This is a genomic window from Stenotrophomonas sp. Steno-Z1, from assembly GCF_056393175.1.
Window position 1 is genome coordinate 126,411 of sequence record NZ_JBWJPB010000008.1, and the last position, 26,342, is coordinate 152,752.

Annotated in this window: 24 protein-coding genes; 9 read left to right on the top strand and 15 right to left on the bottom strand. The window is 57.3% G+C overall.

Annotated elements, in window-relative coordinates:
• Positions 1-60 precede the first annotated feature (60 nt).
• Positions 61-273 (bottom strand): DUF1963 domain-containing protein, encoded by a 213-nt coding sequence (locus tag AC06FD_RS17545; protein WP_478078473.1) that lies wholly within the window; start codon positions 271-273, stop codon positions 61-63.
• A 548-nt stretch (positions 274-821) separates the two neighbouring features.
• Between AC06FD_RS17545 and AC06FD_RS17550 the strand changes: the two genes are divergently transcribed.
• A complete protein-coding gene (locus AC06FD_RS17550; RefSeq protein WP_478078474.1) occupies positions 822-1,424 on the top strand; it encodes a hypothetical protein in 603 nt (200 codons plus the stop codon).
• A complete protein-coding gene (locus AC06FD_RS17555; protein ID WP_478078475.1) occupies positions 1,421-2,848 on the top strand; it encodes an XVIPCD domain-containing protein in 1,428 nt (475 codons plus the stop codon). Before AC06FD_RS17550 ends, AC06FD_RS17555 begins: the two co-directional genes overlap by 4 nt.
• A gap of 211 nt (positions 2,849-3,059) precedes the next feature.
• Here the strand turns inward: AC06FD_RS17555 and AC06FD_RS17560 are convergent, their stop codons facing one another.
• Both AC06FD_RS17560 and AC06FD_RS17565 read right to left on the bottom strand, forming a co-directional pair.
• A complete protein-coding gene (locus AC06FD_RS17560) occupies positions 3,060-3,560 on the bottom strand; it encodes a hypothetical protein (protein WP_478078476.1) in 501 nt (166 codons plus the stop codon).
• 1,011 nt (positions 3,561-4,571) lie between these two features.
• Positions 4,572-5,072 carry a hypothetical protein gene (locus tag AC06FD_RS17565; RefSeq protein WP_478078477.1) on the bottom strand — a complete coding sequence of 167 codons (501 nt, stop codon included), beginning with the start codon at positions 5,070-5,072 and terminating at the stop codon, positions 4,572-4,574.
• A gap of 330 nt (positions 5,073-5,402) precedes the next feature.
• Between AC06FD_RS17565 and AC06FD_RS17570 the strand changes: the two genes are divergently transcribed.
• The gene (locus AC06FD_RS17570) at positions 5,403-6,269 is read left to right on the top strand and encodes a hypothetical protein (RefSeq protein WP_478078478.1); all 867 of its coding nucleotides are present in this window, start codon (positions 5,403-5,405) and stop codon (positions 6,267-6,269) included.
• Between the two features lie 300 nt (positions 6,270-6,569).
• Here AC06FD_RS17570 and AC06FD_RS17575 read toward each other — a convergent pair whose 3' ends face one another.
• The 8 genes from AC06FD_RS17575 to AC06FD_RS17610 form a co-directional block, all read right to left on the bottom strand.
• Positions 6,570-6,818, bottom strand: a complete 249-nt coding sequence (locus tag AC06FD_RS17575) for a hypothetical protein (RefSeq protein WP_478078479.1) — start codon at positions 6,816-6,818, stop codon at positions 6,570-6,572.
• A 497-nt stretch (positions 6,819-7,315) separates the two neighbouring features.
• A complete protein-coding gene (locus tag AC06FD_RS17580) occupies positions 7,316-7,957 on the bottom strand; it encodes a DUF1629 domain-containing protein (protein WP_478078480.1) in 642 nt (213 codons plus the stop codon).
• 226 nt (positions 7,958-8,183) lie between these two features.
• Entirely contained in the window at positions 8,184-8,735 is a 552-nt protein-coding gene (locus tag AC06FD_RS17585) for a zeta toxin family protein (RefSeq protein WP_478078481.1), read from the bottom strand.
• Between the two features lie 18 nt (positions 8,736-8,753).
• Positions 8,754-9,080 carry a hypothetical protein gene (locus AC06FD_RS17590; RefSeq protein WP_478078482.1) on the bottom strand — a complete coding sequence of 109 codons (327 nt, stop codon included), beginning with the start codon at positions 9,078-9,080 and terminating at the stop codon, positions 8,754-8,756.
• 537 nt (positions 9,081-9,617) lie between these two features.
• Entirely contained in the window at positions 9,618-10,118 is a 501-nt protein-coding gene (locus AC06FD_RS17595; protein ID WP_478078483.1) for a hypothetical protein, read from the bottom strand.
• Between the two features lie 1,011 nt (positions 10,119-11,129).
• Positions 11,130-11,630 carry a hypothetical protein gene (locus tag AC06FD_RS17600; protein WP_478078484.1) on the bottom strand — a complete coding sequence of 167 codons (501 nt, stop codon included), beginning with the start codon at positions 11,628-11,630 and terminating at the stop codon, positions 11,130-11,132.
• 385 nt (positions 11,631-12,015) lie between these two features.
• Positions 12,016-12,348: a hypothetical protein gene (locus AC06FD_RS17605; RefSeq protein ID WP_478078485.1), complete on the bottom strand. Its 333-nt coding sequence runs from the start codon at positions 12,346-12,348 to the stop codon at positions 12,016-12,018.
• A 199-nt stretch (positions 12,349-12,547) separates the two neighbouring features.
• Positions 12,548-12,847 carry a SymE family type I addiction module toxin gene (locus tag AC06FD_RS17610; RefSeq protein WP_478078486.1) on the bottom strand — a complete coding sequence of 100 codons (300 nt, stop codon included), beginning with the start codon at positions 12,845-12,847 and terminating at the stop codon, positions 12,548-12,550.
• A 779-nt stretch (positions 12,848-13,626) separates the two neighbouring features.
• On the opposite strand from AC06FD_RS17610, the gene AC06FD_RS17615 reads away from it, so the two are divergent.
• From AC06FD_RS17615 to AC06FD_RS17640, 6 genes are read left to right on the top strand one after another with little or no spacing between them, the layout of a single operon-like run.
• The gene (locus AC06FD_RS17615) at positions 13,627-16,215 is read left to right on the top strand and encodes a Z1 domain-containing protein (RefSeq protein WP_478078487.1); all 2,589 of its coding nucleotides are present in this window, start codon (positions 13,627-13,629) and stop codon (positions 16,213-16,215) included.
• Positions 16,208-17,212, top strand: coding sequence for a PD-(D/E)XK motif protein (locus tag AC06FD_RS17620; RefSeq protein ID WP_478078488.1), 1,005 nt, complete (start codon positions 16,208-16,210; stop codon positions 17,210-17,212). Before AC06FD_RS17615 ends, AC06FD_RS17620 begins: the two co-directional genes overlap by 8 nt.
• Positions 17,209-19,056, top strand: a complete 1,848-nt coding sequence (locus AC06FD_RS17625) for a hypothetical protein (RefSeq protein WP_478078489.1) — start codon at positions 17,209-17,211, stop codon at positions 19,054-19,056. The genes AC06FD_RS17620 and AC06FD_RS17625 overlap by 4 nt, the downstream gene beginning before the upstream one ends.
• Positions 19,053-19,964: a hypothetical protein gene (locus tag AC06FD_RS17630; protein ID WP_478078490.1), complete on the top strand. Its 912-nt coding sequence runs from the start codon at positions 19,053-19,055 to the stop codon at positions 19,962-19,964. The genes AC06FD_RS17625 and AC06FD_RS17630 overlap by 4 nt, the downstream gene beginning before the upstream one ends.
• Before the next feature lie 38 nt (positions 19,965-20,002).
• On the top strand, positions 20,003-20,728 hold the full coding sequence (locus AC06FD_RS17635; protein ID WP_478078491.1) for a DUF6339 family protein: 726 nt from the start codon (positions 20,003-20,005) through the stop codon (positions 20,726-20,728).
• 53 nt (positions 20,729-20,781) lie between these two features.
• A complete protein-coding gene (locus AC06FD_RS17640) occupies positions 20,782-22,326 on the top strand; it encodes a DNA cytosine methyltransferase (RefSeq protein WP_478078492.1) in 1,545 nt (514 codons plus the stop codon).
• On the opposite strand, the gene AC06FD_RS17645 is transcribed toward AC06FD_RS17640, so the two are convergent.
• The 4 genes from AC06FD_RS17645 to AC06FD_RS17660 all read right to left on the bottom strand — a co-directional run bounded on the left by AC06FD_RS17645 (position 22,305) and on the right by AC06FD_RS17660 (position 26,292).
• Positions 22,305-22,772: a very short patch repair endonuclease gene (locus tag AC06FD_RS17645; RefSeq protein WP_478078493.1), complete on the bottom strand. Its 468-nt coding sequence runs from the start codon at positions 22,770-22,772 to the stop codon at positions 22,305-22,307. The two genes, AC06FD_RS17640 and AC06FD_RS17645, sit on opposite strands and share 22 nt — an antisense overlap.
• Positions 22,773-22,906: 134 nt before the next feature.
• On the bottom strand, positions 22,907-23,845 hold the full coding sequence (locus tag AC06FD_RS17650; RefSeq protein ID WP_478078494.1) for a hypothetical protein: 939 nt from the start codon (positions 23,843-23,845) through the stop codon (positions 22,907-22,909).
• 15 nt (positions 23,846-23,860) lie between these two features.
• Positions 23,861-24,967, bottom strand: coding sequence for an AAA family ATPase (locus AC06FD_RS17655; RefSeq protein WP_443096749.1), 1,107 nt, complete (start codon positions 24,965-24,967; stop codon positions 23,861-23,863).
• Positions 24,964-26,292 (bottom strand): GmrSD restriction endonuclease domain-containing protein, encoded by a 1,329-nt coding sequence (locus AC06FD_RS17660; protein WP_478078495.1) that lies wholly within the window; start codon positions 26,290-26,292, stop codon positions 24,964-24,966. The genes AC06FD_RS17655 and AC06FD_RS17660 overlap by 4 nt, the downstream gene beginning before the upstream one ends.
• Positions 26,293-26,342: the final 50 nt, after the last annotated feature.

The window sequence follows — 26,342 nt, forward strand, 5'->3', positions numbered from 1 at the left end:
CGACGCGGCACAAGATGGCGGCAATGGAAGGCGGCACTGCCGCTTTCGCCCACCCTCAAATCAACGCGACTCCACCACCACCGCAACACGATCAAAGCGGTGGCTGGCCAAATCCTCCCGACTGATCCAGAACGTTGCCTGGCCGCAGTCGCCGAACGTCAGGTCGATCGCAGGATCCGAGGCAAGCTGCAATAGGCAAACCTCACCGCCCTCGCCTTCTACGTCGGGCATGACGCCCTGCAGAAGCGGAACATGCCCAAGCATCTGATGCACCCTTGGCTCGGCGCATTGCCTGCGTCCATCATGATGGGTGCGGTGGCTATCCTCAGGGCGGCGTAAAGAGAGTTTGCCGCCTGGACCGGGCTCAGGGATATAGGATATTTCCTACTCATTCTTGATCCATAGAGTCTAATCGGGTGCTGGCTTATCGGGTTGCAACTCTTCCTCAGACCTCGCCAACTGGGATATACCCCCTCGGCGAGAACGATGCGGCCAGCTACGCGCGGCAGTTTCGTTTGGGAGCGGCGGATGCCACGACGCGAGAGCGCGTCATCTGTAGTAACGGCGACATACCGGATACCGTACTTGCTGCTGCTTTGATCCCTATTCGCCATTACAAGTCCCTGTGCAAGTCCGTGCTCCGCCGCTCGTGATCCCTCGATGCTGGCACGCCGCGGCATAACCTCCCCCTGCTGACATGGGATTGTCGACCGTACGCTGTCAGCATTTGTTGCTGCGCAAAGATGTGAGTACGCTTGCAGTGCGTGGCACACCGCCAATACCACCGAGGGACTTTCATGAGCTGTATCCGGCGCGGCCTGATGTCACTGCCCCTCGTGCTGCTTTCAACGCTTTTGCTCGCCTGCGCGAGCCCGGCAGAGCCCGGGCCGCCTGAACCCTCTGCTGCGGGCGCCAAGCCAGCAGCTACGCTCCCCGAGCTCCAGAATCGGCTGATTCATTACGCCGATTCCCTGAAGCAGCCAAAGGACTCCGCCCAGCACGTCTTCACCTCCATGCTGGGCGTAACTCTGGCCCCCATCGCACCCGGCGCAAAGAGCGGACGCGTCAAGGACATGCCACTGAGCGGTGGCTACATGTTCTACGCCAGTTCGTTGGCAACCCAGCCACCGCATACGTTCGGCGATTACGAGGTCGGCATCTATCGACACGGCGGACCTGCATTCACTGAGGACGAGAGATCACCCTGCGTCTGGGACGCCGCTGTAGCGCGGCAGCGTCTGGAGTCGATTGGCTATCAGGCGGGTGGCGAACGACCGTTTCAGCGCGGCAGGCGACAGGAGTTCTGGCGGCCAATTGAAGACAGCGAAAAGGAGTTCTATGTACATCTGCTTACCTACACGACGGTGGCTGGGCAGGAAAAGACGTGCGTCTATGCAATTCGCTTCTCTGGGGGTAATCCATGAAGCCGCTTGACGCTCGCATCGAACCACTTCTGGCAGGCCTGTCCGGCGACCCAAGGCTGCCCAAGGGCACCGAAGAGAGCATTCGTCGTGCAATCTCTGAATCGCCGTTCCTCTCAAACCTTCTTGCAAATGCTGCTGGTGATCGACATATCGGACGGATAGCGATCTCGTACGGCGAAAACAACGGCGGACATTTCCAGGATGGACCCAATGGAGGGCCTGGCACCATCTTCGTGAGTTCAGCTTCCTTTGTGGACCGCAACGAAGCGCAGAGGCTCAACGTGCTGACTGAGATCCTGGGGCATGAAACGATGCACGGGGTTCTAACCAAGCATCGAGCGCAGGCACTATCGGAATACGTTGGCAGCTACAGAGGCTTGATGGATGAGGCCTATCAATCCAGAGCTGCAGTGGTGGATCTCACGGGTCCAGTCCGCACCTACCTGGACAGAGGGCGGCAGGAGGAAGCGCTGGCTGAGGTGGCGGGCTTGAGAGCACTGAACAGTCGAATCGCCCATGCAGACCCAACCGCATCCAAGGATGATATGGCAGCGAAGCTGCTGTCGTCTTCAACCTCACGGTGTGTAGAAGGAGGTGCCGGTGACCGCAGGCTCGCGCCAGGGCTCTCCTACGACGAAATTTCGAGACGGACTGCCGACGGCGACAGGCCGCTACACCACGCGGTCGAACGTTGCTTCTACGATGGAAAGGGCACCTTGGGGCGGCATGGCGACTCGGACTACCGCAATTACTATGGTGTAGCACCGATAACCAGCGTCGCCCAGGATTACGCCTATCAGTCACGCGGACGCCAGCCGCCCGAGGTGCGCATTGACTTTCGAGAGCTCGGCCTGGAGCCCAGACAGCTTGAGCGAAACGGATTGGACCTCGGTTCCGCCAGAGTTTTCCCTGTCTCAGACTTTGGGAAGGATGGCTTTGGCAGGATCGAGCTGAACAACACCGGTGCAAATGGCCGGAGGGCTGATCCCCCCAATCGTGCGCTTCCGTCGGATGGCCCGCCTTCTATCGCGCTTGGCGCGCATGACCGACACCTGCTCAATCAGATTCGGGACAAGGTGGGTGAACTGGATAGAGCACACGGACGCCAGTTCGACCAGACAAGTGAGCGCGTATCGGCCAGTCTTCTTGTCAGTGCGAAAATGGCAGGATTGAGCAGTGTGGATCACGTTCTTTCCAGCAACGCGACCGCGAACGTTCCTGCTGGTCATACGCTGCACATAGTGCAAGGTGACCTGACCAATCCCACGTCACCGCGTGCACATGTGCTTGCATCGCAGACCGTGCAACGGTCTGCACAAGAGAGCCTGGAGCAAGCCGCAGCGATGGAACAGCAGCAGTCACAGGTAATGGACACGCAGCGGGCTGTGGAGCGCCAGGAGCCCCCGCCGCTCCATGCCAGGTAGTCGGTCAGGAGGGCCGGTAGACCAGTGGCTTGAAATGCGCCCGCCGCTTCAGCGAGCGCACTTCCATGGTCCTCGGCGTGCGCGACTGTTGCCACTTGTCCCGCTCGCCGCAGCGCGACGCCTGTCCGGCGCGGCTGGAAGGCAACCGTTTCCTACTTAAGCGGCCACATCAGAGGCATCTTCGTCGTGCCCGCCCAAGACCCTCACGTCGTCAGCCGGCGCGGACTGGGATACGTCCCTCGGCCAGGACGATACGGCCTGCTTCAGAAGGAAGGTTCATTTGGGAAGGGTTGATACCACGACGCGAGAGCGCGTCATCTGTAGTAACGGCAACATACCGGATACTGTACTTACTGCTGCTCTGATCCATGTTCGCCATTACAAGTCCTTGTGCAAGTCCGATCAAGAAGGTGAGATCTTCGTCTGTACTTCCCAATATTCTCTTGAAGCTAAAAACGGATTCAAGCACCCATTCACGCCCCATGTCGAGCGTAAACACTCGTTCGCGCCCACCCTCAGCTTCCATCATCGCCTCACTTCCAAACAATCCCAACCCATCCACGCGCACACCATCAACGTAGAACAGGTACTGATACTCGTCGTGACTTGGATCCTCCGGTGGACTGGCGGGAAGCACTCGAGGTGATGTGATTACAATTCGATTGCCTTGATCAACGGCAGAGCCTGGTTGAGGCGTGAAATTCAATGGCATGGCGGGTCCTTCAACTTGGACGGATCCAGAGCGTGGAATTTAGTCCGGCGGCCACCTGTCGCCGCCTCGGCCAACTCAACAGCGCCATCCGACAACGCGGCGGCGGTGTCACGGACAAAGACATCGGCGCGGACCAGTGCACTACTTGAGGTCGGCCGGAACGGCCACCTCTGCCAACACAGTATTGCCCGTGGGCCTGGGCGCGCCTGCGACCAGGATCGAGACTCCAGCTCGATCAAGCGCTTGAGCCGTGGTGACAGCTACATACCGAACGTTGGCCCTGTTATCGGTTCGCCCCGTGTAGTCCAACACCAACCCCTGCGCAAGGGCGCGTAAGAAATCGTAATCGCCCTCGTGATTGTCGAGCCTCTGCTTTACCTCGAGCATGGACGTGATCAGGTGCTCACGTCCGAGATCCAGTGTGAGCACCCGTTCCCGATGACCGCCAGTCTCGACAATGGCGTCTGGCCCCGAGAAGCCCAAACCGCCGATCGTCTTCTCATCCCGAATGAAAGCGTATCGATACTCTGTCCCAGGCTGTCCGCCTGGAAGAGTTGCCGGAAGAACCCGCGGTTGCGGAATTGAGATGCCCGTACTCGGATCAAACGACGAAGCGGGTTCAGCCTGGAAACAGAGAGGCACAATTCATCCTTGATCTGCATGGACGGCGAGACGTCGATTGGCGCCCTCCTGCACGTAGAGGCTTGTTGATGCGCCTCGTCCACTGAGGGAGAACCAGATGTTAACGCTTGCGGCGCGGGGAGCAAGCCTACAGGGTCGCATCCTCTGACCTTGGTCCATGTGTTCGCCATCATCCTGATTGCCATGGGTGTTGGGAACCTTCCTATCGGTACCAGTGCGCTTCAAACCATCCGCCATCATTTCGTGGAGCTCGGCGGAAATGGTGATGCGGCTTGAGGCATGCCGGACTATAGATTGCTCTGGCTGCCGCCGCGCCGGGTGTGGTTCGTGCGAGATCGTGAGAAGTAGAGCGAGGCATCACCTCACGGCTCATTCCTTATCGGCGGGGACAAAAAAATTGGCCAATACAATCGTGCCATCAGGAAGTGGATGCACTGCGTCTGGCACACCAATGCCATGGCGCCCAAGCGCCTCAACAGTGGTCACCACCACATTTCGCTGAGCGTCGGTGTTGTTGTTTCGTCCTGCGAAAACACTGACCAGGCCACACGCAACATCGCGAATGAAATCGAAATCCCTGTCTGCATTGCCAATGGCCTGCTTGAAGCGGAACAACGCCTTGAATGCCGCGTCCTGGCTAAGATCAAGGGTGTACAGCCATTCGCGTTGTCCAGACACTTCCAGTGCAACTTCGGAACCAAATATGCCCAGCGCCCCGATACGTTCGTTTTTGAGGCGAAACACGTACTGGTACTCAACGCCATCCCTCCCGTCCGGGAGAGTGGCTGGCAGCATTCGAGGCTGGGGGATCGAGACGCCGCTTCGCTCATCGAAGGCGGCGCTGGCCGTGGGCTTGAAATCGATAGGCATCACGCGTCCTTTAGCTCGTGTCGATTGCGCGGCATTCAATTCTCCCTCATTGCCCAACAAACATACTGCATAAAAGAAAGCGAGGCACGCCGCGATGGTGGCTCTTCGATGCTGTGCTGGGCTGGGCTGGGCCCGTGCTCGATCAGTCCGTCGTCATGAACAAGCCCGCCGAGAGCGCCTTTCTCCAGGTGCGCCCCCAACACTGACCTGGATCGCCGCTTGCTGGTGCTGGATGCCAAAGACCGTACCGGTCTGAGCAACATTCCAGGCGCCATGCGCTCGGCTCCTCCATATCAGATAGTCTTGAGCAGGGCATGCAATGGAATGATCATGAGCGAACTGTCTTATCGCAGATGGGCGGCACTGGTGCTGGGTGTGATCGTGAGCGTCGGCGGCTGTGCGAAGACATCGGACGTGCACGGCCAAGGCAGGGAGGCTGGCCCGTCAGGAGAGCCGATCCTCAAGAAGGACGTGGCTGGGCGCACGTACACCAACGCGCCGGTAGAGGCACGCCTTGGGCTGCATCGCTTCATGATCCCCGCCAACTACTACAACGACCAGGTGGGCCCCTCTCCGGACATAGGGCTTGAGCTAACGTTGTTCTGGCCAACGCTGGAAGCAGCTCCGCCTGGCAACTACCCGGTGCGAACGGTAGGTGAGCAGTATCGTCAGGTCAGCGCGACCGTTGTACCCATAGACAGGATACCGATCGAGTCCGTGCTTGATCGAATGGTCACCACCGATGGGACCACGGAAGCCGGTTCGCTGCGCCGCCGGGATCCGCGCGCGCGTCTCGAGCTTCGCGCAAGGCAACCGGAGGTTTTCGGCCTGTCCCCCTACGTGATTGACGAAGTCCGCATGCCGCCGTTCGCCGCGGAGTATGAAGCCACATACGGTCAGCAGCTTCTGCGGAATCCTGATGGCGAGAAAGACTGGTACATCGTCCGTTCGATTGATGGGGCGCTGGTTACCTTCATAGCGTGTAGCAGTCAGCGCCTGAGACAGGATGGGCTGCTGATACGCGGAGACCAGGTGACTCCCGACGGAAGTGGGCGAGTCGCAATGTGCAGCCATCACTTCGTGGATGCACAGAAGCGCATCGCCTTCGACATGAGCTATCCACGCGTCCTGCTCAAGGACTGGAACCGGATGGAGGATGCCATGCGCGGCGTGATGGACAGGTACCAGGTCAACTGAGAGCAGATTGAATCAAGGGCGGTCTGGCTGCGTGGTCACGTACTCCCGCATCAGCGCCCTGAGCACCTGTGCAACTGGAAGGTGTTGGCGCCCCAGGGGATCGCGCGCTTCATGGAGCACCACGCCGAATCCCTCGCGCGCCAGCGGGATACGGACCTCGACCGCCAGCACCCCGGGTTGAGACGCACCACCTGGGCTGGGTCGGCGGCGTCGCCCAAGCCTCCGGAGGAGGTCATGAACACGGCGTTCTGCTAGGGGCTGATGGCCAGTCCGTTCGAAAGACGTGGAGCACGACCATCCTTATGCACCTGCGAAGTGTCCAGAAAATGCCCTATCAGTCATCCATGCATGCTGTAGACGAATCTGCGACATCAGACTGAACTTCGCTTCGGCAGCTGCAATCAGACAGGGATCGCCACTGGCCTTTGCCTGGTTGAGTTCACTTCTTGCTTCGACCATGAACGTACCCAACTGCCCTTGCAGCGCCTCTATGGCGCGTTCCCGTCCGGGGATGACCGAAGGTGGCGCTGCCGCAACGATGTTCAGCACCTCTGGAGGCGCTGTATATGATCGGCGTAGTCGCGGAGCTACTCCAGCAGCTTCACAGAAACGGGGGAACGATCAGCAGTCAAGATGGCGCTCTCCTTCTATTGCGGCCAATGCCTCTTTATTTGTCACATGTCAGCCTGAACTCGGCTCCCCACGTGGATGCACTCCTGGGGCATGTCTCCGCCCCCTCTCTGCTTTTCGTCATTCGCAGCGACGAGGAACAACATGCCCTGCTCTGGCACCTGCGTATCCACGCGGGATAACTCGGCGCAATCGATCTGCGTCAGGGGGGAGTGGACGCCTACTGGCGGTAGGTGCGCCAATCGGCTGCTTCAGACCCGGCGGCAGTTCAAAGGCATCCTTCTGAACCAGCCCAACCGGCTGATCTTCGGTAGCTCATCCCTTCTGAGTGGATGCCGTTCAATAATGTGGTTGCCTTGAAAAACAGGTCCTTTACGAGGCATTTCGCAATCTCTTCCTTGAGCCCAGATGATGAATCAAAGGTCGGCGGCATCCTTAAAGCGAAGTCCCGAAGACTTTTTAGGGCCACCGATGCCTGCGTCCCAAACGGCATCCCGCAGCAATCGGTCACAGAGGGTGAAACCCGAGTATGGCGTGCGGAACACATGCGCCTCACCAACGACGTCCTTGCGAAAAGCCAGACTAGTGCCGCCCGACAGGTCATAGAACTTTCCGGCGACGAACTCATCGCTGACTTCGATAGTCAGCTTTGAGTTGCGTTCGTCAAGCGCATCCAACTGACGTGCTACTTCACACAAGTAGTAGCGTGGCCCTTCCGATCCGTCGGCCTGACGGTAATCGCACGCCACGAACTCAAAACCGGCCGGATCCACCTTGGAGAGCACGTCTTTCAGGCGCCCCGATACAAGCCAGTAGCCGCTCAGACCACCCTCCAGGTCCTCTGGCGGATCACCTACCTCTGGATCGTGACGCAGGCGAGGCTTTTCTTTGAGAACCGGGAAGCCACCTTCGCGCGGTCGGATTATCAGTCTTGGAGGCGTCAGCAAGACCTCTTCGTTTTCGATCTCTACGCCGTGCCCTCTCCCACCCCGGGTGGTATCTGGCATGAGGAGATAGAACTCGCCGCGAGTTGGCAGATTTTCCCTTGATGCCTCCATTCTTCTGATCCTGTAGCAGTTGTAGCTATTGTGTCCGACACAGACTAGCGCGAGCTGTGCATTCTGTTCCAGCGGCGTGGTCCCTCGAGATGCTATGCAAGTCTCTGACATTGAGCCGATGGCCGTGAGGCGACCTCCCGGAGTGTCCAAGTGGTCTGCAGCATGGGGGGCGGCGTCCATCTTGGAGTTCAGACCATGCACTGATGCCACCACCCAGATCCGTGCATCAGCAAAGACCCATTTGCACTGCTCTGACGTGAAGGCGCCCGCCGAATTTCATGATCGATCGCGATAGTCTCTCCGCCAATCTATTGAGGAGCGGTCCAGGAGTAGCTACGACTCGGACCTCGACTTGGTAGCCCTTGCTCTGCAGGTCCTTGATCAGCGATTCCGACGCCCATTTGCCATTGCTCAGGGTGGTGTCAAATATCAGGTTCTTGCTTTCGGAGACAGTAGCTTCCAGCAACTCTGCAGCCCAAGCGCCAGCATCTGCATGCGTCCGTCCAGACCGTGTATATGGATTTTCGCGTCTAAAGTCGCTTACCCCAGGATGAGACCTGCGAAGTTCGTCAGGATCAACGGTGATGACATCGCTGCCGAACTCGAGTTGGGCTGTCCTCGCGAGGCCGCCTTTGCCGGAGCCAGGTTGCCCTCCCAAAATCACAGCAGCAGGTCGTTGCTGCGACGCAGCCAGGTCTAGGTTGTGAGCCGGAACAACCGGATCTCTGCAGATACGGGCATGTTCCTCATCCGGCAGCACGTCGCTCGAACGATCCATCTCAGCACATCCTTATGCTTATTTGAAATATTGCCAAAGCGCCTCATCGCCTATCCAGAACTGCTTCAGGCCAATTTGGGAGATCAGGCGGAACTTTGACTCTGCTGCGGCCACAAGGCCTGGATCAGCGGAAGCCCTCATCCGCTCGAGCTCGCCTCTGGCCTCGACCATGAAGCTATCCAAGCGTCCCTCCAAAGCGTCTACCGCACGCTCAAATCGAGGGATGATGGAAGGAGGTTTCGCTTCAACATCGTTCAAAACGTCCTGAAGACGATCGATGAGTTCTGGATACTGTTGTAGCTTCTCTACGATTTTGGCGGGAACCGGTGGCTGAGAAACAGGCATGAAGTGCATCCTTTAGAGCGAACTTTGTGCCTGGAGAATGATCACACGTTGAGATTCGCATTATCTAGAGCTCTGGGTCCCATTTCGCCCGCGTTGTCGCCATCGCACATCTGTCAGCCGCGCCGCGACGATATGGGCAGCTATTCCCTATGGAGCGGAGCAGGGAGGTCGGAACCGAACCTGCGCTGAGATCAAGGCATGCGAGGCGTGATGGTCGGCTACCAGGTCAAGAGAGAGCAGATTGAATCCAGGACAGTCTGGCTGCGTGGCGGCGCACCCCCGCATCAACACCCGGAGTACCCGTGCAACGGGGAGGTGTTGCCGCTCCCCGGCGATCGCGCGCCTCATCCAGCGCTGCGCCGAAGCCCTCGGCTCCAGCGTGATACGGACCTCGCCCGCCGGCGACGTCGCCACCGGAGGCAGCAATGGCCTCTCGACCCGTGGCGATGTTCTCCTCGATACGGCCCAAAGCCTCCTCGTTCTGAAGCTGCTACATCAGAGGCATCTTCGTCGTGCCCGCCCAAGACCCTCACGTCGTCAGTCGGCGCGGACTGGGATACGTCCCTCGGCCAGGACGATACGGCCTGCTTCAGACGGAAGGTTCATTTGGGAAGGGATGATGCCACGACGCGAGAGCGCGTCGTCCGTAGTAACGGCAACATACCGGATACTGTACTTACTGCTGCTCTGATCCATGTTCGCCATTACAAGCCCCTGTGCAAGTCCGATCAAGAAGGTGAGATCTTCGTCCGTGTTTCTCAATATTCTCTTGAAGCTGAAAATGGATTCAAGCACCCAGTCACGCCCCATGTCGAGCGTAAACACTCGTTCGCGCCCACCTTCAGCTTCCATCATCGCCTCACTTCCAAACAATCCCAGCCCGTCTACGCGCACGCCATCAACGTAGAACAGGTACTGATACTCGTCGTGACTTGGATCCTCCGGTGGACTGGCGGGAAGCACTCGAGGTGATGTGATTACAATTCCATTGCCTTGATCAACGGCAGAGCCTGGTTGAGGTGTGAAATTCAATGGCATGGCGGGTCCTTCAACTTGGACGGATCCAGAGCGTGGAATTTAGTCCGGCGGCCACCTGTCGCCGCCTCGGCCAACTCAACGGCGCCATCCGACAACGCGGCGGCGGTGTCACGGACAAAGACATCGGCGCGGACCAGTGCACTACCTGAGGTCGGCCGGAACGGCCGACTCTGCCAGCACAGTATTGCCCGTGGGCCTGGGCGCGCCTGCGACCAGGATCGAGACTCCAGCTCGATCAAGCGCTTCAGCGGTGGTGACAGCTACATACCGAACGTGGCCCCTGTTATCGGCTCGCCCCGCGTAGGCCAACACCAGCCCCTGCGCAAGGGCGCGTAAGAAATCGTAATCGTCGTCGTGATTGTCGAGCGTCTGCTTGAACTCGAGCATAGACGTGGTCAGGTGATCACGTCCGAAATCCAGTGTGCGCACCCGTTCCCGATGACCGCCAATCTCGACGATGGCGTCTGGCTCCGAGAGCCCCAAACCGCCGATCGTCTTCTCATCCCGAATGAAAGCGTATCGATACTCTGTCCCAGGCTGTCCGCCTGGAAGAGTTGCCGGGAGAATTCGCGGTTGCGGAATGGATACGTCCGTACTCGGATCAAAGGACGAAGCGAATTCAGCCTGGAAACAGAGAGGCATAATTCATCCTTGATCTGGATGGTCGGCGAGACGTCGATCGGCCCCCGTCTGCACGCACTGGCCTGTTGATGCGCCTCGTCCACTGAGGGAGAACCAGATGTTAACGCTTGCGGCGCGGGGAGCAAGCCTACCGGGTCGCATCCTCTGACCTTGGTCCATGTGTTCGCCATCATCCTGATTGCCATGGGTGTTGGGAACCTTCCTATCGGTACCAGTGCGCGTCAAACTATCCGCCATCATTTCGTGGAGCTCGGCGGAAATGGTGATGCGGCTTGAGGCATTCCGGACTATAGATTGCTCTGGCTGCCGCCGCGCCGGGTGTGGTTCGTACGAGATCGTGAGAAGTAGAGCGAGGCATCACCTCACGGCTCATTCCTTATCGGCGGGGACAAAAACATTGGCCAATACAATCGTGCCATCAGGAAGTGGATGCACTGCGTCTGGCACACCAATGCCATGGCGCCCAAGCGCCTCAACAGTGGTCACCACCACATTTCGCTGAGCGTCGGTGTTGTTGTTTCGTCCTGCGAAAACATTGACCAGGCCACACGCAACATCGCGAATGAAGTCGAAATCACTGTCTGCATTGCCAATGGCCTGCTTGAAGCGGAACAACGCCTCGAATGCCGCGTCCTGGCTGAGATCAAGGGTGTACAGCCATTCGCGTTGTCCCGACACTTCCAGTGCAACTTCTGAACCAAAGATGCCCAGCGCCCCGATACGTTCGTCTTTGAGGCGAAACACGTACTGGTACTCAATGCCATTCCTCCCGTCCGGGAGAGTGGCTGGCAGCATTCGAGGCTGGGGGATCGAGACGCCGCTTCGCTCATCGAAGGCGGCGCTGGCCGTGGGCTTGAAATCGATAGGCATCACTCGTCCTCTAGCTCGTGTCGATTGCGCGGCATTCAATTCTCCCGCGGTACCCAACAAGCGTGCTGCATCAAAAAAGAGGGGCACCCCGCGATGGTGCGGCTCTTCCCTGTTGGGCCGGGCCCATGCTCGATCATTCCATCATCTTGAAGAAGCGCCCCCGCTAACGCCTCTCTCCAGGTGAGTCCCACGCGCTCGCCTGCATCAGTCAGGAAGAGCGAGGCCCATCTGCGCCGGAGTAGTCTGAAGGCCGAAGCATCGAAGCGGCTATAGGGAAATTCTTACCACGCTCTCCGTTACGCCCTACGGACAGGCGTCTAGGGCTCGACGACGGGATGCTCCGGGTCTCTTACGTCCTTCCCGCCTCCTCATGAGTACGCCAGCATCACCCCACACCAAACGGACAGCACCCCCACCCCTGCTGCCGTCGTACCATCTCCTCCAGATCCCGATCACTGTTCGAAAACCCCGGCGCCTCCTCCAACGACCCCTCGCCCACCGCCGGCGTATCCAACGCCACCGACGCTGCTGCACGCCTAACCGCTTCAAGCCTTCGACCCACCGCGACCGCCTCCGCATCGGACCGTGCGGCCACGTACTCCCGCATCAACTGTCGGATCACCTGTGCGGCGGGACGCTGTTGGCGCCCCGCCGCCTCCTGGAAGCTAGCGCGCAAGCCGGCTTCGATCTGTAGCTGCATGAAGACACTCTTGCTCATGAGTTGCTCCCACTGCTGGATAATGAAACAGAATGCATAGCCACACCGCACCGGACGTGCAGCGATGTGCTGGCGTTTGCCGGTCGTCGCGCGGTGCTGCCGAACCCCGGCACGCACCGGCGCCATCCGGCAATTGGCCCTGCACGGGCTGGCGGGCCAAGGCCGGGCAAGTACCCACCGCCCGAGTGGGCGCTGCCGCTCAACGGGCTTGCCGCTGCAACTTCCTGGGGATCTTTGGGGGCACCACCACCGGCCGCTCCACCACCGTAAGGGTGATGATGCCGTGCGTGGCCTCCACCTTCAGGCGGGCGCCTACGTCGAAGCCGAGCTTGTCCAGCCAGCGGCCGCGCAGCTTGAGGTAGGGAACAATCTCGGTGGGACCGAACTCTTCGCGGTCCGGGTACGTCAGCGCGCCTACGCGGTAGCTGCGTGCGGGGCGGGCGTAGGGTTTGCGCTTGGGGCGCGCGTCATCGGGTTCGTCTTCCCACGGCGTCAACATGTTGGACCTCCTTCAGGGCTTGCCCTTGCCGGGATGGCAAGGGCGTCGGGAGGTTAGAAACCGTCTAGTAGCAACCGGCGGGCGTATTTCCACGAGGGTGTTGTATTAGCCACCCTCCCGACAAATAGACGTCCAACATTCTGCTACTAGAAGAGTTTCTACGCTCCGATGAACACCATGCGCGTTGGTGCGGAGGATGGGAAATCGCTTGTTCCTGTTGATCTGACGGAGATTAGTGGGCTCGGCCTTTGGTGCGTCGCAAATGACCTAGTGGCGCCTCAGTCGCCGAATCAATCTGCAAGCATTCCGTGGCCTCCCCCACCTCGGCCAGACGCCGCGGGCGGCGGGGTACCTGATGAGCTGCTGCAGGAGTGCTGTCAGAGTCGACAGCACGGGAGTCTGGCGCGACAAATCACGCTCGCGCCAAGCCGCCTTCATCAACGGCCCAAGTACCCCGGGCAAATGGCCCGCCACTTACGTCGCCTTGCGCTGGGTCAGGGCCAGCATGACAGGACGCCCGATAGCTCTGCCCACAGAACATCCAATTGGGCGCATCGCTTCAGGAGGATTGCTCCACGCAGATGCTCATGGACGCCGTAGGTTTCTCATCCGTGGCGCACTCGTCCAGCTCCGGTTGCGTATATAGCCACAGTCGATGACAATCCGAGTAACGAGTCACAGTCCAATAGCGGGCTGTGGTCTCTTCTGAAGGGCACGGATGCTGCAGGGGGCGCATCCAGCCCAGCATTCTGTTGCCCCCGACAGCGCAGGATGCCGCCTTGAAGACACAGGTTGACGCTTTTTCAGACATGATTCGGGCAAAGCTCCCGAGCTACGATACTTTGGATAACGCCGTACAGGCCCTTCGCCAAACTCTCGAAGTTGTCATGGGGAACTTTCCAGCGGATGTCGAGGCAAACTTCCAAGCTGCGGTAGAAGGTGTTCGCGCTTCATTCCAGAAAGTTGAAGTGCTACGAAAGAACTCACTGATCAAGCCCCGGCCGGCTTGGTATACGGGTCCGTCAGAGCACGATCGACACTGGCCAGCTCTCCTGGGCTACCTTCGGGAGGTTAAGAACTGGAAGGACGCGTCCGAGTCACTCGACGAGTCATCGTCGGAGATCGTATCGCTACTCGCCAATCCCGCTGACGACTCATTCCGCTGCCGGGGTCTGGTCGTGGGCTATGTCCAGTCCGGGAAGACGGCCAATATGACTGCCGTGATTGCCAAGGCCGTCGATGCTGGCTATAACTTGATAATTCTCCTCGGCGGGGTAACGAATAAACTGCGCTCGCAAACGCAGCGACGCATTGAGAGCGATGTTGTCGAAAGGCACAGGACGCTTTGGCAGATGTACACAACAACTGAGGATGCTGGCGACTTCATCAAGCCTGCCAATGATCAGTTTGTCATGCCCCATAAGGGCGGTGCGCAGCTGGTGGTGATGAAGAAGGAATCTACACGACTGGACAAGCTGCTTGATACCGTCACGAGAACTCCTCCACCAATAATGCGGAAGCTCAAGGCACTCATCATTGACGATGAGTGCGATCAGGCGTCCGTGAATGCTACTGGCAACGATGAAGAAATCACGCGTATCAACGAGGCAATTCGTCGACTGATCGCAGCACTTCCCTGCGTGTCCTACGTAGGTTACACCGCAACCCCATTTGCGAATGTCTTCATCAAGCCATTTCCGGAGCGCGCTGACAAGCTGGATGATCTGTATCCCGAGGATTTCATCACTGCCCTGCCCCGCCCCAAGGGTTATTTCGGCACGCTAGAAGTATTCGGGACCTCGGATGCTTCTGCGGATGATGAAGAAATTGATTACGGACGGGATATGTTCCGCTCAATCCCACCTGAAGAGCTGGAGCAACTGACGCCAAAGGGCAAGGGCGGCCACAAATCCTTCACGCCTGTTGTAACACCTCAGCTGCAGAGGGCAATTGCATGGTTCCTGATCTCATGCGCCATTCGTCGAACGCGCGGCCAGCAAGATGATCACATGACCATGCTGGTTCATACCTCGGCATACGTCGTTCAGCATGAGAACATGGCGGAAGCGATTCGAGCGTGGATCTCGGCAAACACCGATGCCCTCAGGGCCATCAGCGGTAGCGCAGGAAAGCTTCTGAAGGATGTGTTTGCCCAAGAGATTGTGAGAAGTCCACTCTCTGCAGAAGTGCCTGCGGACTACCTCGAATCTTCATTGAAGGAGCCGCTCGGCCTCGTTCTGGATGCGCTTGAGCTTGTTGTTGAGAACGGCGAGAGCCTGGAGCGCCTTGACTTCACCAAGGGCGCAAGAACCTACATTGTTGTTGGCGGCTCGGTCCTGGCTCGTGGCCTCACTTTGGAGGGCCTGTGCGTATCCTTCTTCCTGAGAACTTCTCGCCAGTACGACACACTTCTGCAGATGGGTCGATGGTTCGGCTTCCGAAAGGGCTACGAGGACCTGCCGAGGCTGTGGACGACGACTGATCTCATCTCGAACTTTCGCGCACTTGCCCAAGTCGAGGAAGAGATCCGAAAGGAGATATCGGTCTACAAGACTGCCGAAGTAAGTCCACTCGATTTCGCGGTCAAGGTCCGTTCGATTCCTGGACTGGCCATTACATCAGCAGCCAAAATGACGCATGCCGTAAGGGCCAGCATCAGCTTTGATGGGAAGCATGAACAGACCACAAGATTCAATCATAAGGACAAGGAGATCGTCCGAAAGAACTGGGAGGCTGCCTTGTCCCTGGTGGAACATCTTGTCGATAGCGGATACGAGAGGATAAAGCCTCGCACGTTTGGCGGGGTTCCCCTATCCGCGATACGTAGCTTCCTGATTCGTTACAGCATGTGCGACAAGCAGCTGAGCCTGAACAAGGAACTACTGCTTGCATACCTGGATGCATCTGCGTCGAGGCTGAAGGAGTGGAATGTGGCGATCATGAGCTCAGGCGGCAATGCGAGCCCCGTCACCATGGGCTCGCTCGGCGAGATGGTTCCGTTCGTTCGTTCTCGCCTGGCTGAGCCATCAGACTACGCCGACATCAAAGCATTGATGTCCAAACACGACTTGTTGTCCGATGTGGTCGCAGACGAAGCGCCGAAGCAGGTGAGTTGGGAGGACCTGAAGGATCGTCGCCCCAAGGTCCCGTTGTTGCTCATCTATCCGATTGATCGAGAATCGGCTCCGGCAACCCCTCCCGATCAACGTGTACCGCTCGATGCGGCAGGGACGCTAGTGGGCCTGGGCTTCGTTTTTCCGGGTCAACGGGATAAGTCCAGCAGCTTCTTTAGCGTAGACCTTAACGTTCCCACTCCGGACCAACTGGCGGATGATCCGACCGCGGAGTTCGAGGAAGCAGATGCCTAAGTCCCCTCACGAGCACTGGCTGGGTCTTCGCGAACTTAGTCGGGGAGATTCGCGAGCCGAGGTCTCAACGGTCGCCGGCGACGCGGACACGGGTTTCGGCCCTGTCCGCTTCGCCCTTACAGAGACGGCTGCTCCCCGGCTGCTGGTACCCATCGCATCTTCTATAGCCAACTTGCAGGCGAAAACACTTAGCGGGCCTAGCGTTGAGGTTCGCATATCTCGCCTCTCTCTGGATGGCGCCGCCTCCGTGTATCTGGATATCAGTCTGCTTGAACCTCGGTTACATCAGCTCTTCGGAGAGCTCTGTACAGAGATGGTGTCACGTATCGCTGCCGGCACTTCGCCTGTCGCTGCAGTGACGAGCACTATCGAGGACTACCGCGCGCTGCTGGCGGAAAGCCGGGACCAGAGCGTAAGCAGGAATAGTTTAGTCGGCCTCCTTGGCGAGCTGATGATGCTACTCGAAGGTGCAAAGAGAAGCTCGACCGCTGTTGAGTCGTGGACTGGACCTACGGGGCAGCGCCATGATTTCCGCGGAAGGCATGGCGCCCTCGAAGTCAAATCAACAGGCTACAAGCAGCGAACGACCGTTCGCATTCATGGCATTCAGCAACTCTGTCCTCCGTCAGATGCCCCACTTTGGCTGGCTCATGTCGTGCTGGAGAGCTCTCAGGCAGGCAACATTCACGTAGCAGCGCTATACAACGAACTCGTAGCGGTTGGTGTTCCCTCAACTATGCTTCTCACTCGCCTGGCCTCGCTTGGCTGCAATGATCCGTTGGCGCCCGAATGGAACGCGGCCAAGTTCTCCTTTGAGGGTATGAGCCTTTACTCGGTGAACGACCGCTTTCCACGCCTCATGCTTCCGTCCACCGCAGATGGCCCGATCCCGTCTGGCATCAGCGAGATCGAGTACACCGTTGATCTGTCGGCGGCAGCAGAGCAGATGCTGCCGCCCGCTCACCACGATGACGTCTTGAGGGCGGTGTTTGAATGAATCTGAATCTGTATAGCGAGCCTTTTTCGAAGAATGGAAACCTTGCGGGCGAGGGTTTCAAGCGTCTGCTCGGTCGTCCAAACCTCGATCTTCTACAAACCCTGGTTCGTGAGAGTCTCCAGAACGTCATTGACGCAACCCTGCCCGGCTTTGCACCGGAAGCGAGGATCAGGCTACGAAGACTTGGCATTGAAGAGCGAGCTGCTCTGACCGGGGTGGTACTCGCGACTCTCCCACAAGGGCTTGCGTCTCGCGAGGCGCTACAGAACTCCACTGAGAAGGAGGAGCTTTGGGTTTTGGAGATAGCGGATTTTGGCACTGTAGGCCTGTCCGGACCAACCGAAGCCGATGTCCCTCCTGCGCCCGATGAGCGAGCGAACTTCGTCAACTTTCTCAAGAATGTTGGTGCAGCGCGTGATAGCCATCAGGGTGGAGGTACATACGGATACGGCAAAAGCTCGCTGTATGGAATGAGTACCTGTTCTCTGGTCCTTGTCGATAGCCAGACGTTTGAGCTTGGCCGGCCGGTAAGGCGCTTCATGGCGTGTCATCTGGGTGATGCATTCGACGTTGATTCGTCGACTCCAGGGCCCAGGCGATTCACGGGACGTCATTGGTGGGGAATGTCTGGTGAAGGTGACAGCATTGCTCCTGCTACAGATGAGAACGCCATCGCGCTCAGCAAGTCGCTTGGCATCTTCCCGCGGGCCGAGACAGACAGCGGCACATCGATTGTCATCCTTGATCCAGAGTTGGACTTCTCTTCGCTTGAGAAGCTCGGGCCGGAGCTCGTTACCTGTGTACTGCTGAATTTTTGGCCAAGAATGGCACAGACGACGAATGCGGATCGGCGCCTGCATGTGACGATCGAGATCGACGGCGAAACGATCGAGATGCCTAGCCCTGAAGCATTCCCTCCACTTGATCTGTTCTGCAGGGCATTGGCGGATGTGCGTACTGGAAGCGCCAATCTTCACAAGATCAAGTCGCAGCGGCCGGCCAAGGACCTTGGTCGCCTTGCATTCGCGCCCGGTATATCCGCGCCTCGCCATCCGCTTTGTGCACCGGGCGGCTCCGATGTGCTGGTGAACTCATCCCACATCGCGGTGATGCGGCCGGTGGAGCTTGTGGTCAAGTACATCCGAGGGAGTGCCTATCCGGATCCAACTCTGGAATGGGCGGGTGTCTTTGTCTGCTCCAAAGACTCCGAGGTGGAAGAGGCATTTGCTCAAGCTGAGCCTCCTACTCACGACGACTGGGTTCCAAATAACCTTCCGAAAGGAAGGCAACAGACAATGGTGCGCGTGGGAATGCGGGATTTGCGTATTCACGCGGATAACTTTGTCCCTGTCAGATCACTTGAACGCTCTGCCGATGCAGGTGGACCAAGCCTTGCCGCGACATCTGGACAGATGGGAAAGTTCCTTGGTCCCGTCAGCTCGCGTGGCGCAGGGAAACCAACCGCGCCTGGGCGCATCGCCGCTTCAGTGAAGAAGGGCGTTCGCGTCACAGCACTCGAAATGATTGGCCTTTCGATCGCAGCGGATGGCAGCCGCGTTGCCAACTTCCATGCCGATCTTTTTAACGATGGAAGCAAGGGCCCCATCTCAGTGTTGATTGAACCCAAGCTGGTCGTTGACGGCGGGGGAATTGATGCGGTCGGCGTGCCAGACCACTTGATTCCCACGGTTCAATGCGTCGCGTTACCCTCCCATGGGTTGATGACCGCTGACAGTACGCTTGCAGTGGGCCTTTCGGAGGGTCAGATCACCGCATCGATCAGACTTGTCGAAGGTGCCGCTATTACGGCTGGGGCTCGCATCCTGGAAGGAGTTCAGTCATGAGCCGAATCGCTTACCCTTTCCTTCGCATACCTGATGAAGCCATCGAATTTACCGGATGGCATATTGGGGATGTGGGCTTGCCGCTGTTCGCGGCAACGGAGATTCTGGAGGACTGGGACTACGCTAGAGACCTGACCTTGAGCGGCAGTGTCACTGTCGACTGGGAGGCTGCATCATCGGCCATTGGCTTCGGAGATGGGGACTGGCTGGCGCTCGCACAGTTGAGCATCGGTACTGGTCAAGGTCATCTTCCCCGCTTGGTTCGGAATGTTGCCAGCCATCGGCTCTGGAAGGATTCGACGTCGGCCTTGTTCGAGGTTGTCGTTCCAGGACAGTCCCTCTCTGCACAGTTGATAGCCCGTCTGGATATCATTCTGCTGGAATCCTCTGCCTCGGCGTCGGAGCTCTCTCCAGTTGCAAAGGGCTCCCGGCTGTGGCGCGAGGAGTTGGATGTCATCATCGAGGACGGTGGCAATGCGAGATTCCCTGTTTCGTCCATCAGCTTTCAAGCGGCGTTCGCAGACAAGCCCCATCAGTTCGCACCTTGGTATGTGGACTGGCGCCCGGAAGATCTCTTCGGCGACTTCTCTTCAAAGGTGGTGCTGTACGTGAACTCCGATGAGGAACTCTTCCTTGAGCGATTCATGCAGGGCGAGCGCCTCACCGTCCAGGCGGTTCTGGGTGGCGTAGCTGCCCAGATGTGCTCCACCGTTCTTCTGCATAACACTGATGAGCTTGATTTTGATGTGTTCGAGGAAGGGTCCGTCGGCGGAGTCCTGCGGCACTGGCTTCACCAGGCGTTTCCTGACGAAAGCGGAGTCGCCTCACTGGTCAGGCTGCTCCACAACGACCCAGGGGCGTTTAATGCCGCAATGATTGCGGTGGCGGATATGGGAGACAGATCTTGACGAGCGTTGAGCTACTACCGCGACTGTCTCGGATTGGAGTGAACAGCGTTTTGAGGGACCTGGGCCCGGAGTTCGTGTCCGAAGACGCCTTGGCCTACCTGAACGAACATGCGTCCTTCACGAGCTATGCTGCAACCGGCGGTGTCCGTGCTCAGCGTGCGTCGCCTACGATCGCCGGCTTGATACGCGCTGTGGCTATCGAATGTGGATTTCCTTCTTCTTCCGGCCTAACGGTCAGAGCGAAGTTTGATCGGGATGCAGCTATTGCGCTCGCTGCTGTGCAGGAGCTATCCGGCGCGGAAGGGCTGAGAGATGACGTCTGGGCATACCTGACCACGGTGCTTCTCCCTGATGTGGCTCGCTGGCGTTTTCCCAGCGTTACCGAGGATCGGTTCCACGGAGGCGCTCGTAACACACTCCAGCGCCTTCACATGCGTTCGCGGGCTCTCGACCTTGGTGAGGACGCGGGCGTAGACCGGTGGAGGCTGCTGAGAGCACTCACCGAGGACGCGCACGTCGCCATCTTTGAACGTCCGTCAATAGGGGGCAACCCCATTCTTGCGCAAGCGATTGCACGCCAGTGGATCTTGTCGAGTAGTACCGTGGGCAAGACGGCGATGGAGGGCGTGATGCGGCACGCGATCAAGATTCTCCGCCTGAGGTATCAGGTTTTCGAGCTAGGTATTTTGGAGGAAGATGAGCTGACGGCCGCGGTTGGATTGGTGTTTTCGGAAGCAGCTGGCCTATCCTCCCCTGCCAGCTAGTTTTGGTTGAATTGCGGCCCCGGGCGTGCGATCCTGGCGCCGCTCCAGGGCGCATGGGCGCCCTGCTCATCCTTGTGAAGTCAGGCATGCACATCCCAGTAGTTGACATCTTCGCTGGCCCAGGTGGGCTGGGCGAAGGATTTTCTGCCTACACGGCACCTCGAAACGCCAGGCATCAACCGTTCAAGATCGCCATTTCGGCAGAAATGGAAGTCAATGCGGCCAAGACGCTCCGCTTGCGCGCCTTCTACAGGCAGTTCGCGCCCGGGAAAGCGCCTACCAGCTACTACGACTACGTTGCCGGTCGGGCTGCAGCGCCGTGGACGGATGCGACAGAGAGTCAGTGGGCGGCTGCCGGCCATGAGGCACGACAGCTGAAACTGGGCGAGCCTGCTGATGACAAGGAGCTGCATGCGCGTATTCGCGAGGTTGCTGCACAGGGTGATCCCTGGGTCCTTATCGGAGGACCTCCCTGCCAAGCCTATTCCCTGGTGGGGCGCGCCCGAAATCGCGGCGTTGTGGGCTACAAGGCGGAGGAGGACCCCAGGCACTTCTTGTACAAGCACTACCTGAAGATTCTGAGGAACTACTCGCCTGCCGCGTTCGTAATGGAGAACGTCAAGGGCATACTTTCGTCGAAGGTGGGCGGAGAACTCATGTTCCCGCGCATTCTGGAAGATCTCCGTGCTCCAGGCGGACGGAATGGGCCGAAGTACAGAATCCTGCCGCTCGTTGAGGAGCAGAGTGGGCTATTTGATGATGAGGATGGACGCCGTTACATTCTGAGGGCTGAAGAGCTAGGGGTTCCTCAAGCACGTCACCGCGTTGTCCTTTTCGGTGTTCGTGAGGATGTCGAGATCGGTTCGGTACGCCAGATTCGGCGCGCTTCGGGCCAGTACGGGGTCGGGGATGTTCTGGCTGGCATGCCAAAGCTCCGAAGCGGGATCACCAATGTCGAGTTCGACGATTGGCCTGCCGCCGCACGTGAAGTTCTGCGGCATGCGGCCGAGCTTTCGGACGATGCGAAGGTCAGTCGGGAGCTCAAGGACCAGGCGAAGCTTGTGGCGAGCTCAGATGCCGGCCCGGGTGGGAGGTCCATGCCCAAGGCAGCGTCGGCAGACAGTGTGCCTGAACACCTGAGGTCTTGGCTTCTGGATCAGCGACTGGGACACATCCTTAATCATGAAGTCCGCCCGCACATGTGGATGGACTTGGTCAGATATGGGTATGCGTCCGCATTTACCAAGATCCATGGTCGCGCCCCCCGAGGATCTTCAGAGTTCCCGGAAGCGATGCACCCCAATCATGAAAATTGGACCAGTGGCAAGTTTGTCGATCGATTTAAAGTCCAGGCGTGGGAGCATCCCAGCTCCACCGTAACCAGCCATCTTTCGAAAGATGGCCACTACTTTATTCATCCTGATCCTGCGCAACTGAGAAGTCTCTCTGTTCGGGAAGCGGCGCGTCTTCAAACCTTCCCCGACAACTATTTCTTTGAGGGATCTCGGGGCGCTCAGTTCCGTCAAGTGGGCAATGCAGTGCCGCCGTGGATGGCAAGACAGATTGCTGATGTCGTCTATTCGGCCTTGGGATCTTGAGCAGAGGTGAATTCATGAAGCGATCTATCTGACAGTACGAAATCGTGGAGCCCAGCCAGCGTCGTCTCACTTGAGCGGCGCAGGGCACACTCCCATACCACTGCGACTCGCCATCCTTGCATCAACAATGTTTGTTGTGACGCCTCGTCGCGGGTACGATTTTTTTCAAGCTTGCTGATCCAAAACTCACGCCTCGTACCAGGTGTTGTTGCGTATCGGCAGTCGCGGTGGCGATGCCAGAAGCAACCATGGACAAAGACGACTACGTTGTGACGTGTGAACACAAGATCCGGCGATCCTGCTAGTTTCCTGTCATGAAGCCGATAGCGAAGCCCGCAAGCGTGCAGGTATCTTCTGACAAGGAGCTCGGGCTTCGTGTTCTTCCCTCTAATGCCCGACATCATGAGAGCGCGCTTCTCTCTCGACACGATGTCCATGATTTTCATCCTATCAGTGACCGACCACTCAACGACGCCCTGTCTCTGCCGCAGCCGGCGTCAGAATCCGGTTCTGGTGCTATCTGTCTTCGATGCCAACTGCGCCATGTAGTCGCGTAGCGAATCAGACGAAATTTGGTGGATCAGGGACTGGGAAGCCACAGATGCGGCCCTATGTACCCTATGACTATTTTCATACTACCTCTATCCGCGATCAAATGGATTCTTCCCGCCGAACCATATCGCGCATGCCATTCAAAGAACTTCGACGCGCCGGAAGCGTCCTTAAATGTTCTTTCTGCTATGACTCTATCGTAGCCTTTGGCGCGCTCACTCTCTGGAGAAACCTCCGTCTTCCACGGAGGGTGTGCGCCTCCCGTATCGATCCACTCGAGTGCGGCTTGATTAAGCAGGTTCAGCTTTCGAAGCACTGTCCTGAAGATCCCTTCATCAATACTTCCGATATGCGCCTTCACGTCCATACCAAAGTCCAGACCTGGAAAAATTTCGCACCGCTGCGCCCAGAAACTTACGGTATTTGTTGACTCCATCTTTTCCAGACGCGCATTGGAAACCTCGCGATTTGCGTGGCGAACCGTACAGATGTTTCTTACAGCCACAACAGAATCAGTTATATCCGAATTGGAATCAATCTCCAGAAACGAAAATTCGATAAGGTCGCGATCCCACCTTGACCCACGAAGGAAGCTAATGGAGAGGAAGTCTGCAATTCCGGCCCACAACAGGCCGACGGCCTCTCTGCCATCGACTCTTGCTTCACAGCGAGAGAAACGCTCCTGAACCCACTCTTCACAGCCTTCCCCACAAGGTACTTTTTGGGCAATCCGACGGAGTAAGAGCATATCATCGCGGAAGCGACTGGAACTACCAACACCAACCATGGCGTCATGCAATGACACTTTATCTCTGTACTCGATCGTTGAAAGCGGCAAACAGGATCGGAGCACAGGCTTGGTAACCTGGCTGTTTACCAAGCATGCCACTGCCTGAGCCATCTCCGAAAGAATATCAGCATCCGCCAATGCGCACCCTTGATCGATCGGCAGACTTAGTTCGTTCAAGCATAGTTCAACCACTTAAACATCCTTTGGCGCAACGAGCGCCGCAAGATTGAGATCCTGTTGATCGAAGAATCCAGCGGGCCAGTGGCTGAGCCGTCCGTCTGCGTCGAGCACGGGAGACTCAATCGAAGCAGATATTCCGAGTCTTGAGAAATAATTAATTCTGCACAATTGCGCCGAAAGGCTAGCGCGCCGAACTTCAAGCCTTACCCCATCTAGAAAATGATCGCTGTGCGTCTCAACCACAACTTGGACCCCAGCGGCCGCCGCCCTCACAGCCAACTGTCCGAGTCTTGTCTGCCCACGAGGGTGCAAGTGAGCCTCAGGGTTCTCAATAATAACCAATGCTCCTGACTTTGCAGACAGCAAAGAGTAAATGATTGGCAGTGAGTAGCTCAGCCCGAAGCCGACATTCGTCGGACGGTAGCCTCGGCTACGCACGTCTCCGTCACGGCTGAAACTGTAGCCAGCCACGACAAGATCTGCTTCTCGAATCAGCTGAATTCCAATAGCAGCTCCTGGTGAGACCTCCTGCATCCAAGCGACGACTTGGTCCAAGAGAGAGCATGAGTCAGCGGATTCTTTCAACCTTTGGTCATTGGAATCGAGAAGCAATGCACCATAAGCAGCAATATTGTGAAGAACGAGCTCTCCGTCTCGCCCCAAGTCTTTTGCCCTAATTTTTCTTTCCGACATCGGAGAAACCGTGCGCGGGCCATTTCTTTCCGCCCGCAGATAACTAAAACTAGCAGAGAAAATTGACAGCCCGCTCAGCGAATCCTCCGAAAATACTGCGCTCGACTTTAGTTCATTTCCGTCCCTGTCATATGCATATGAGAAATCAAAATCGACCCCATCAGTCAGTTTGATCCCGATGGCATCTTCTTGAGCCTCCTCGTGCAGCACGTCACTACCAGTTCCGATATCCACGAGCTCGCCAGAAAGCAACAGGCTACCGGTTTCCAGATACCCTACGGTATAAGATTGCCTAAGAACGAGAAGTGATTGAATAACGGTGCTCTTTCCGGATCCGTTGAGGCCGGTCAGTACAGTGAGCCCCCCAAACGGAACAGTCACCTGCCGAAAACACTTAAAATTGAAAAGCTCAACGGATGTGATCAAGCCAGCACCTCACGCAAAATTCCTTCCACTACAGAAAATCTAGTCCTGACCCTTTGAGGCGCACCAGTCGAGGATGAGATGGATTTTTCAAAACCCCCATCTGTGGCAAGAGTTTTGGCAAACGCGTCCATTACAGCTGACCTTCTAGACACTAGAGTCTGGGCGTCACGACGCGTTAGTTTTGCAAGATTAACCGACCACGCCTCAAACAATGCCTTACTTACTGGATTTTTTCTCTCCGGAGGATACTCATACAACTTCCTGAACGCATGCTCACCGAATATGGAGTGCGCTATGTGCAACGACCACCTAAACTGGGCATCCAGCTCTTTGAGCCTAGCTCGACCTATCTCGTTTAGATGGATCATCGCCTGATGGAGGAATCCGTCCAAGTCACTTTGATTGTAGTCGTCCCATCCAAATTCGAAGAACGCGCAAAATCTCAACGCGCACTCTTGAGCCTCCATTCTATTATCACCAACAGAGCCACCGGTCGCCAATTCAAATTCTTCTGATTCCGCAAGAACTTTGAGGAACGCGCGGGATTCCCCGCGATTTAGCGCATTGCGAATTTCTTGGCCATTGAGACTCAACCCTCCAGTATTAATTCTCTTGAATATATTTATCATCACCGAATCTGGCGTGCCATACTCGATGACATGCATTACCAACTCAGTCTCTTCAATCCTTCGTCGCATCTGTCGAGGAAGGTGCTGAAACTCCAAGCCATTCAACTTGTACAGATACTCCAATCCGGACAATCTGAATCCATCAGAAAGAAAGTCTGAAATTGTAGTCAGGCGCTGAAGCCCATCGACAACAGCCCAGTTTTCTTCGGCATCCGAAGCAACATAAAAGACCGGAAGAGGAATTCTAAGAAGAATAGACTCGATTAGCCGACTCCTTCTACTCTCCTCCCATATCCGAGCCCGTCGTTGAAACTCTGGAGCCAAGTCAATCTCATCATGCTTAATCCTTCGCATGAGAAGATCAATTGTCTTCGTGACTGTCTTTACCTTTATTTTCTCGGGATCAAATGGAGTCTGGATCTGAAGATCCTCATCCTCGCGCTCAACTTCGACCCCAAGCCCGCGATCCTCCAGACCGCCAGTTATTTGCTTAGCTTTTTTTAGCGGCTGTTTCACCGCATTTGATGCGGAGGACGTCCTTCGCAGATACCCGAGAAGTTGAACCTTTTCAGTCTGAGAAATAGGCTTATCCGGATCTGAGAATATTAGACCAGCATCCGCCAACTGCGCCATCAATCGAAGAACAGGCACATTGACTAATTCCGCTAGTTTTCTGACTGTGGTCTGACTGCTCATGGTCTGCTCTGATCCAAATGGAATGATATTGAACCAATCAAGATCGTCTC

What these genes read in the sequence shown, in the direction of transcription:
- AC06FD_RS17595 (WP_478078483.1), bottom strand. Translation starts at nt 10,118, where the DNA reads ATGCCATTGAATTTCACACCTCAACCAGGCTCTGCCGTTGATCAAGGC.
- AC06FD_RS17600 (WP_478078484.1), bottom strand. Translation starts at nt 11,630, where the DNA reads ATGCCTATCGATTTCAAGCCCACGGCCAGCGCCGCCTTCGATGAGCGA.
- AC06FD_RS17660 (WP_478078495.1), bottom strand. Translation starts at nt 26,292, where the DNA reads ATGAGCAGTCAGACCACAGTCAGAAAACTAGCGGAATTAGTCAATGTG.
- AC06FD_RS17565 (WP_478078477.1), bottom strand. Translation starts at nt 5,072, where the DNA reads ATGCCTATCGATTTCAAGCCCACGGCCAGCGCCGCCTTCGATGAGCGA.
- AC06FD_RS17645 (WP_478078493.1), bottom strand. Translation starts at nt 22,772, where the DNA reads ATGAAAATCATGGACATCGTGTCGAGAGAGAAGCGCGCTCTCATGATG.
- AC06FD_RS17625 (WP_478078489.1), top strand. Translation starts at nt 17,209, where the DNA reads ATGAATCTGAATCTGTATAGCGAGCCTTTTTCGAAGAATGGAAACCTT.
- AC06FD_RS17630 (WP_478078490.1), top strand. Translation starts at nt 19,053, where the DNA reads ATGAGCCGAATCGCTTACCCTTTCCTTCGCATACCTGATGAAGCCATC.
- AC06FD_RS17590 (WP_478078482.1), bottom strand. Translation starts at nt 9,080, where the DNA reads ATGCCTGTTTCTCAGCCACCGGTTCCCGCCAAAATCGTAGAGAAGCTA.
- AC06FD_RS17605 (WP_478078485.1), bottom strand. Translation starts at nt 12,348, where the DNA reads ATGAGCAAGAGTGTCTTCATGCAGCTACAGATCGAAGCCGGCTTGCGC.
- AC06FD_RS17570 (WP_478078478.1), top strand. Translation starts at nt 5,403, where the DNA reads ATGAGCGAACTGTCTTATCGCAGATGGGCGGCACTGGTGCTGGGTGTG.
- AC06FD_RS17640 (WP_478078492.1), top strand. Translation starts at nt 20,782, where the DNA reads ATGGGCGCCCTGCTCATCCTTGTGAAGTCAGGCATGCACATCCCAGTA.
- AC06FD_RS17580 (WP_478078480.1), bottom strand. Translation starts at nt 7,957, where the DNA reads ATGGAGGCATCAAGGGAAAATCTGCCAACTCGCGGCGAGTTCTATCTC.
- AC06FD_RS17620 (WP_478078488.1), top strand. Translation starts at nt 16,208, where the DNA reads ATGCCTAAGTCCCCTCACGAGCACTGGCTGGGTCTTCGCGAACTTAGT.
- AC06FD_RS17550 (WP_478078474.1), top strand. Translation starts at nt 822, where the DNA reads ATGTCACTGCCCCTCGTGCTGCTTTCAACGCTTTTGCTCGCCTGCGCG.
- AC06FD_RS17555 (WP_478078475.1), top strand. Translation starts at nt 1,421, where the DNA reads ATGAAGCCGCTTGACGCTCGCATCGAACCACTTCTGGCAGGCCTGTCC.
- AC06FD_RS17560 (WP_478078476.1), bottom strand. Translation starts at nt 3,560, where the DNA reads ATGCCATTGAATTTCACGCCTCAACCAGGCTCTGCCGTTGATCAAGGC.
- AC06FD_RS17610 (WP_478078486.1), bottom strand. Translation starts at nt 12,847, where the DNA reads ATGTTGACGCCGTGGGAAGACGAACCCGATGACGCGCGCCCCAAGCGC.
- AC06FD_RS17585 (WP_478078481.1), bottom strand. Translation starts at nt 8,735, where the DNA reads ATGGATCGTTCGAGCGACGTGCTGCCGGATGAGGAACATGCCCGTATC.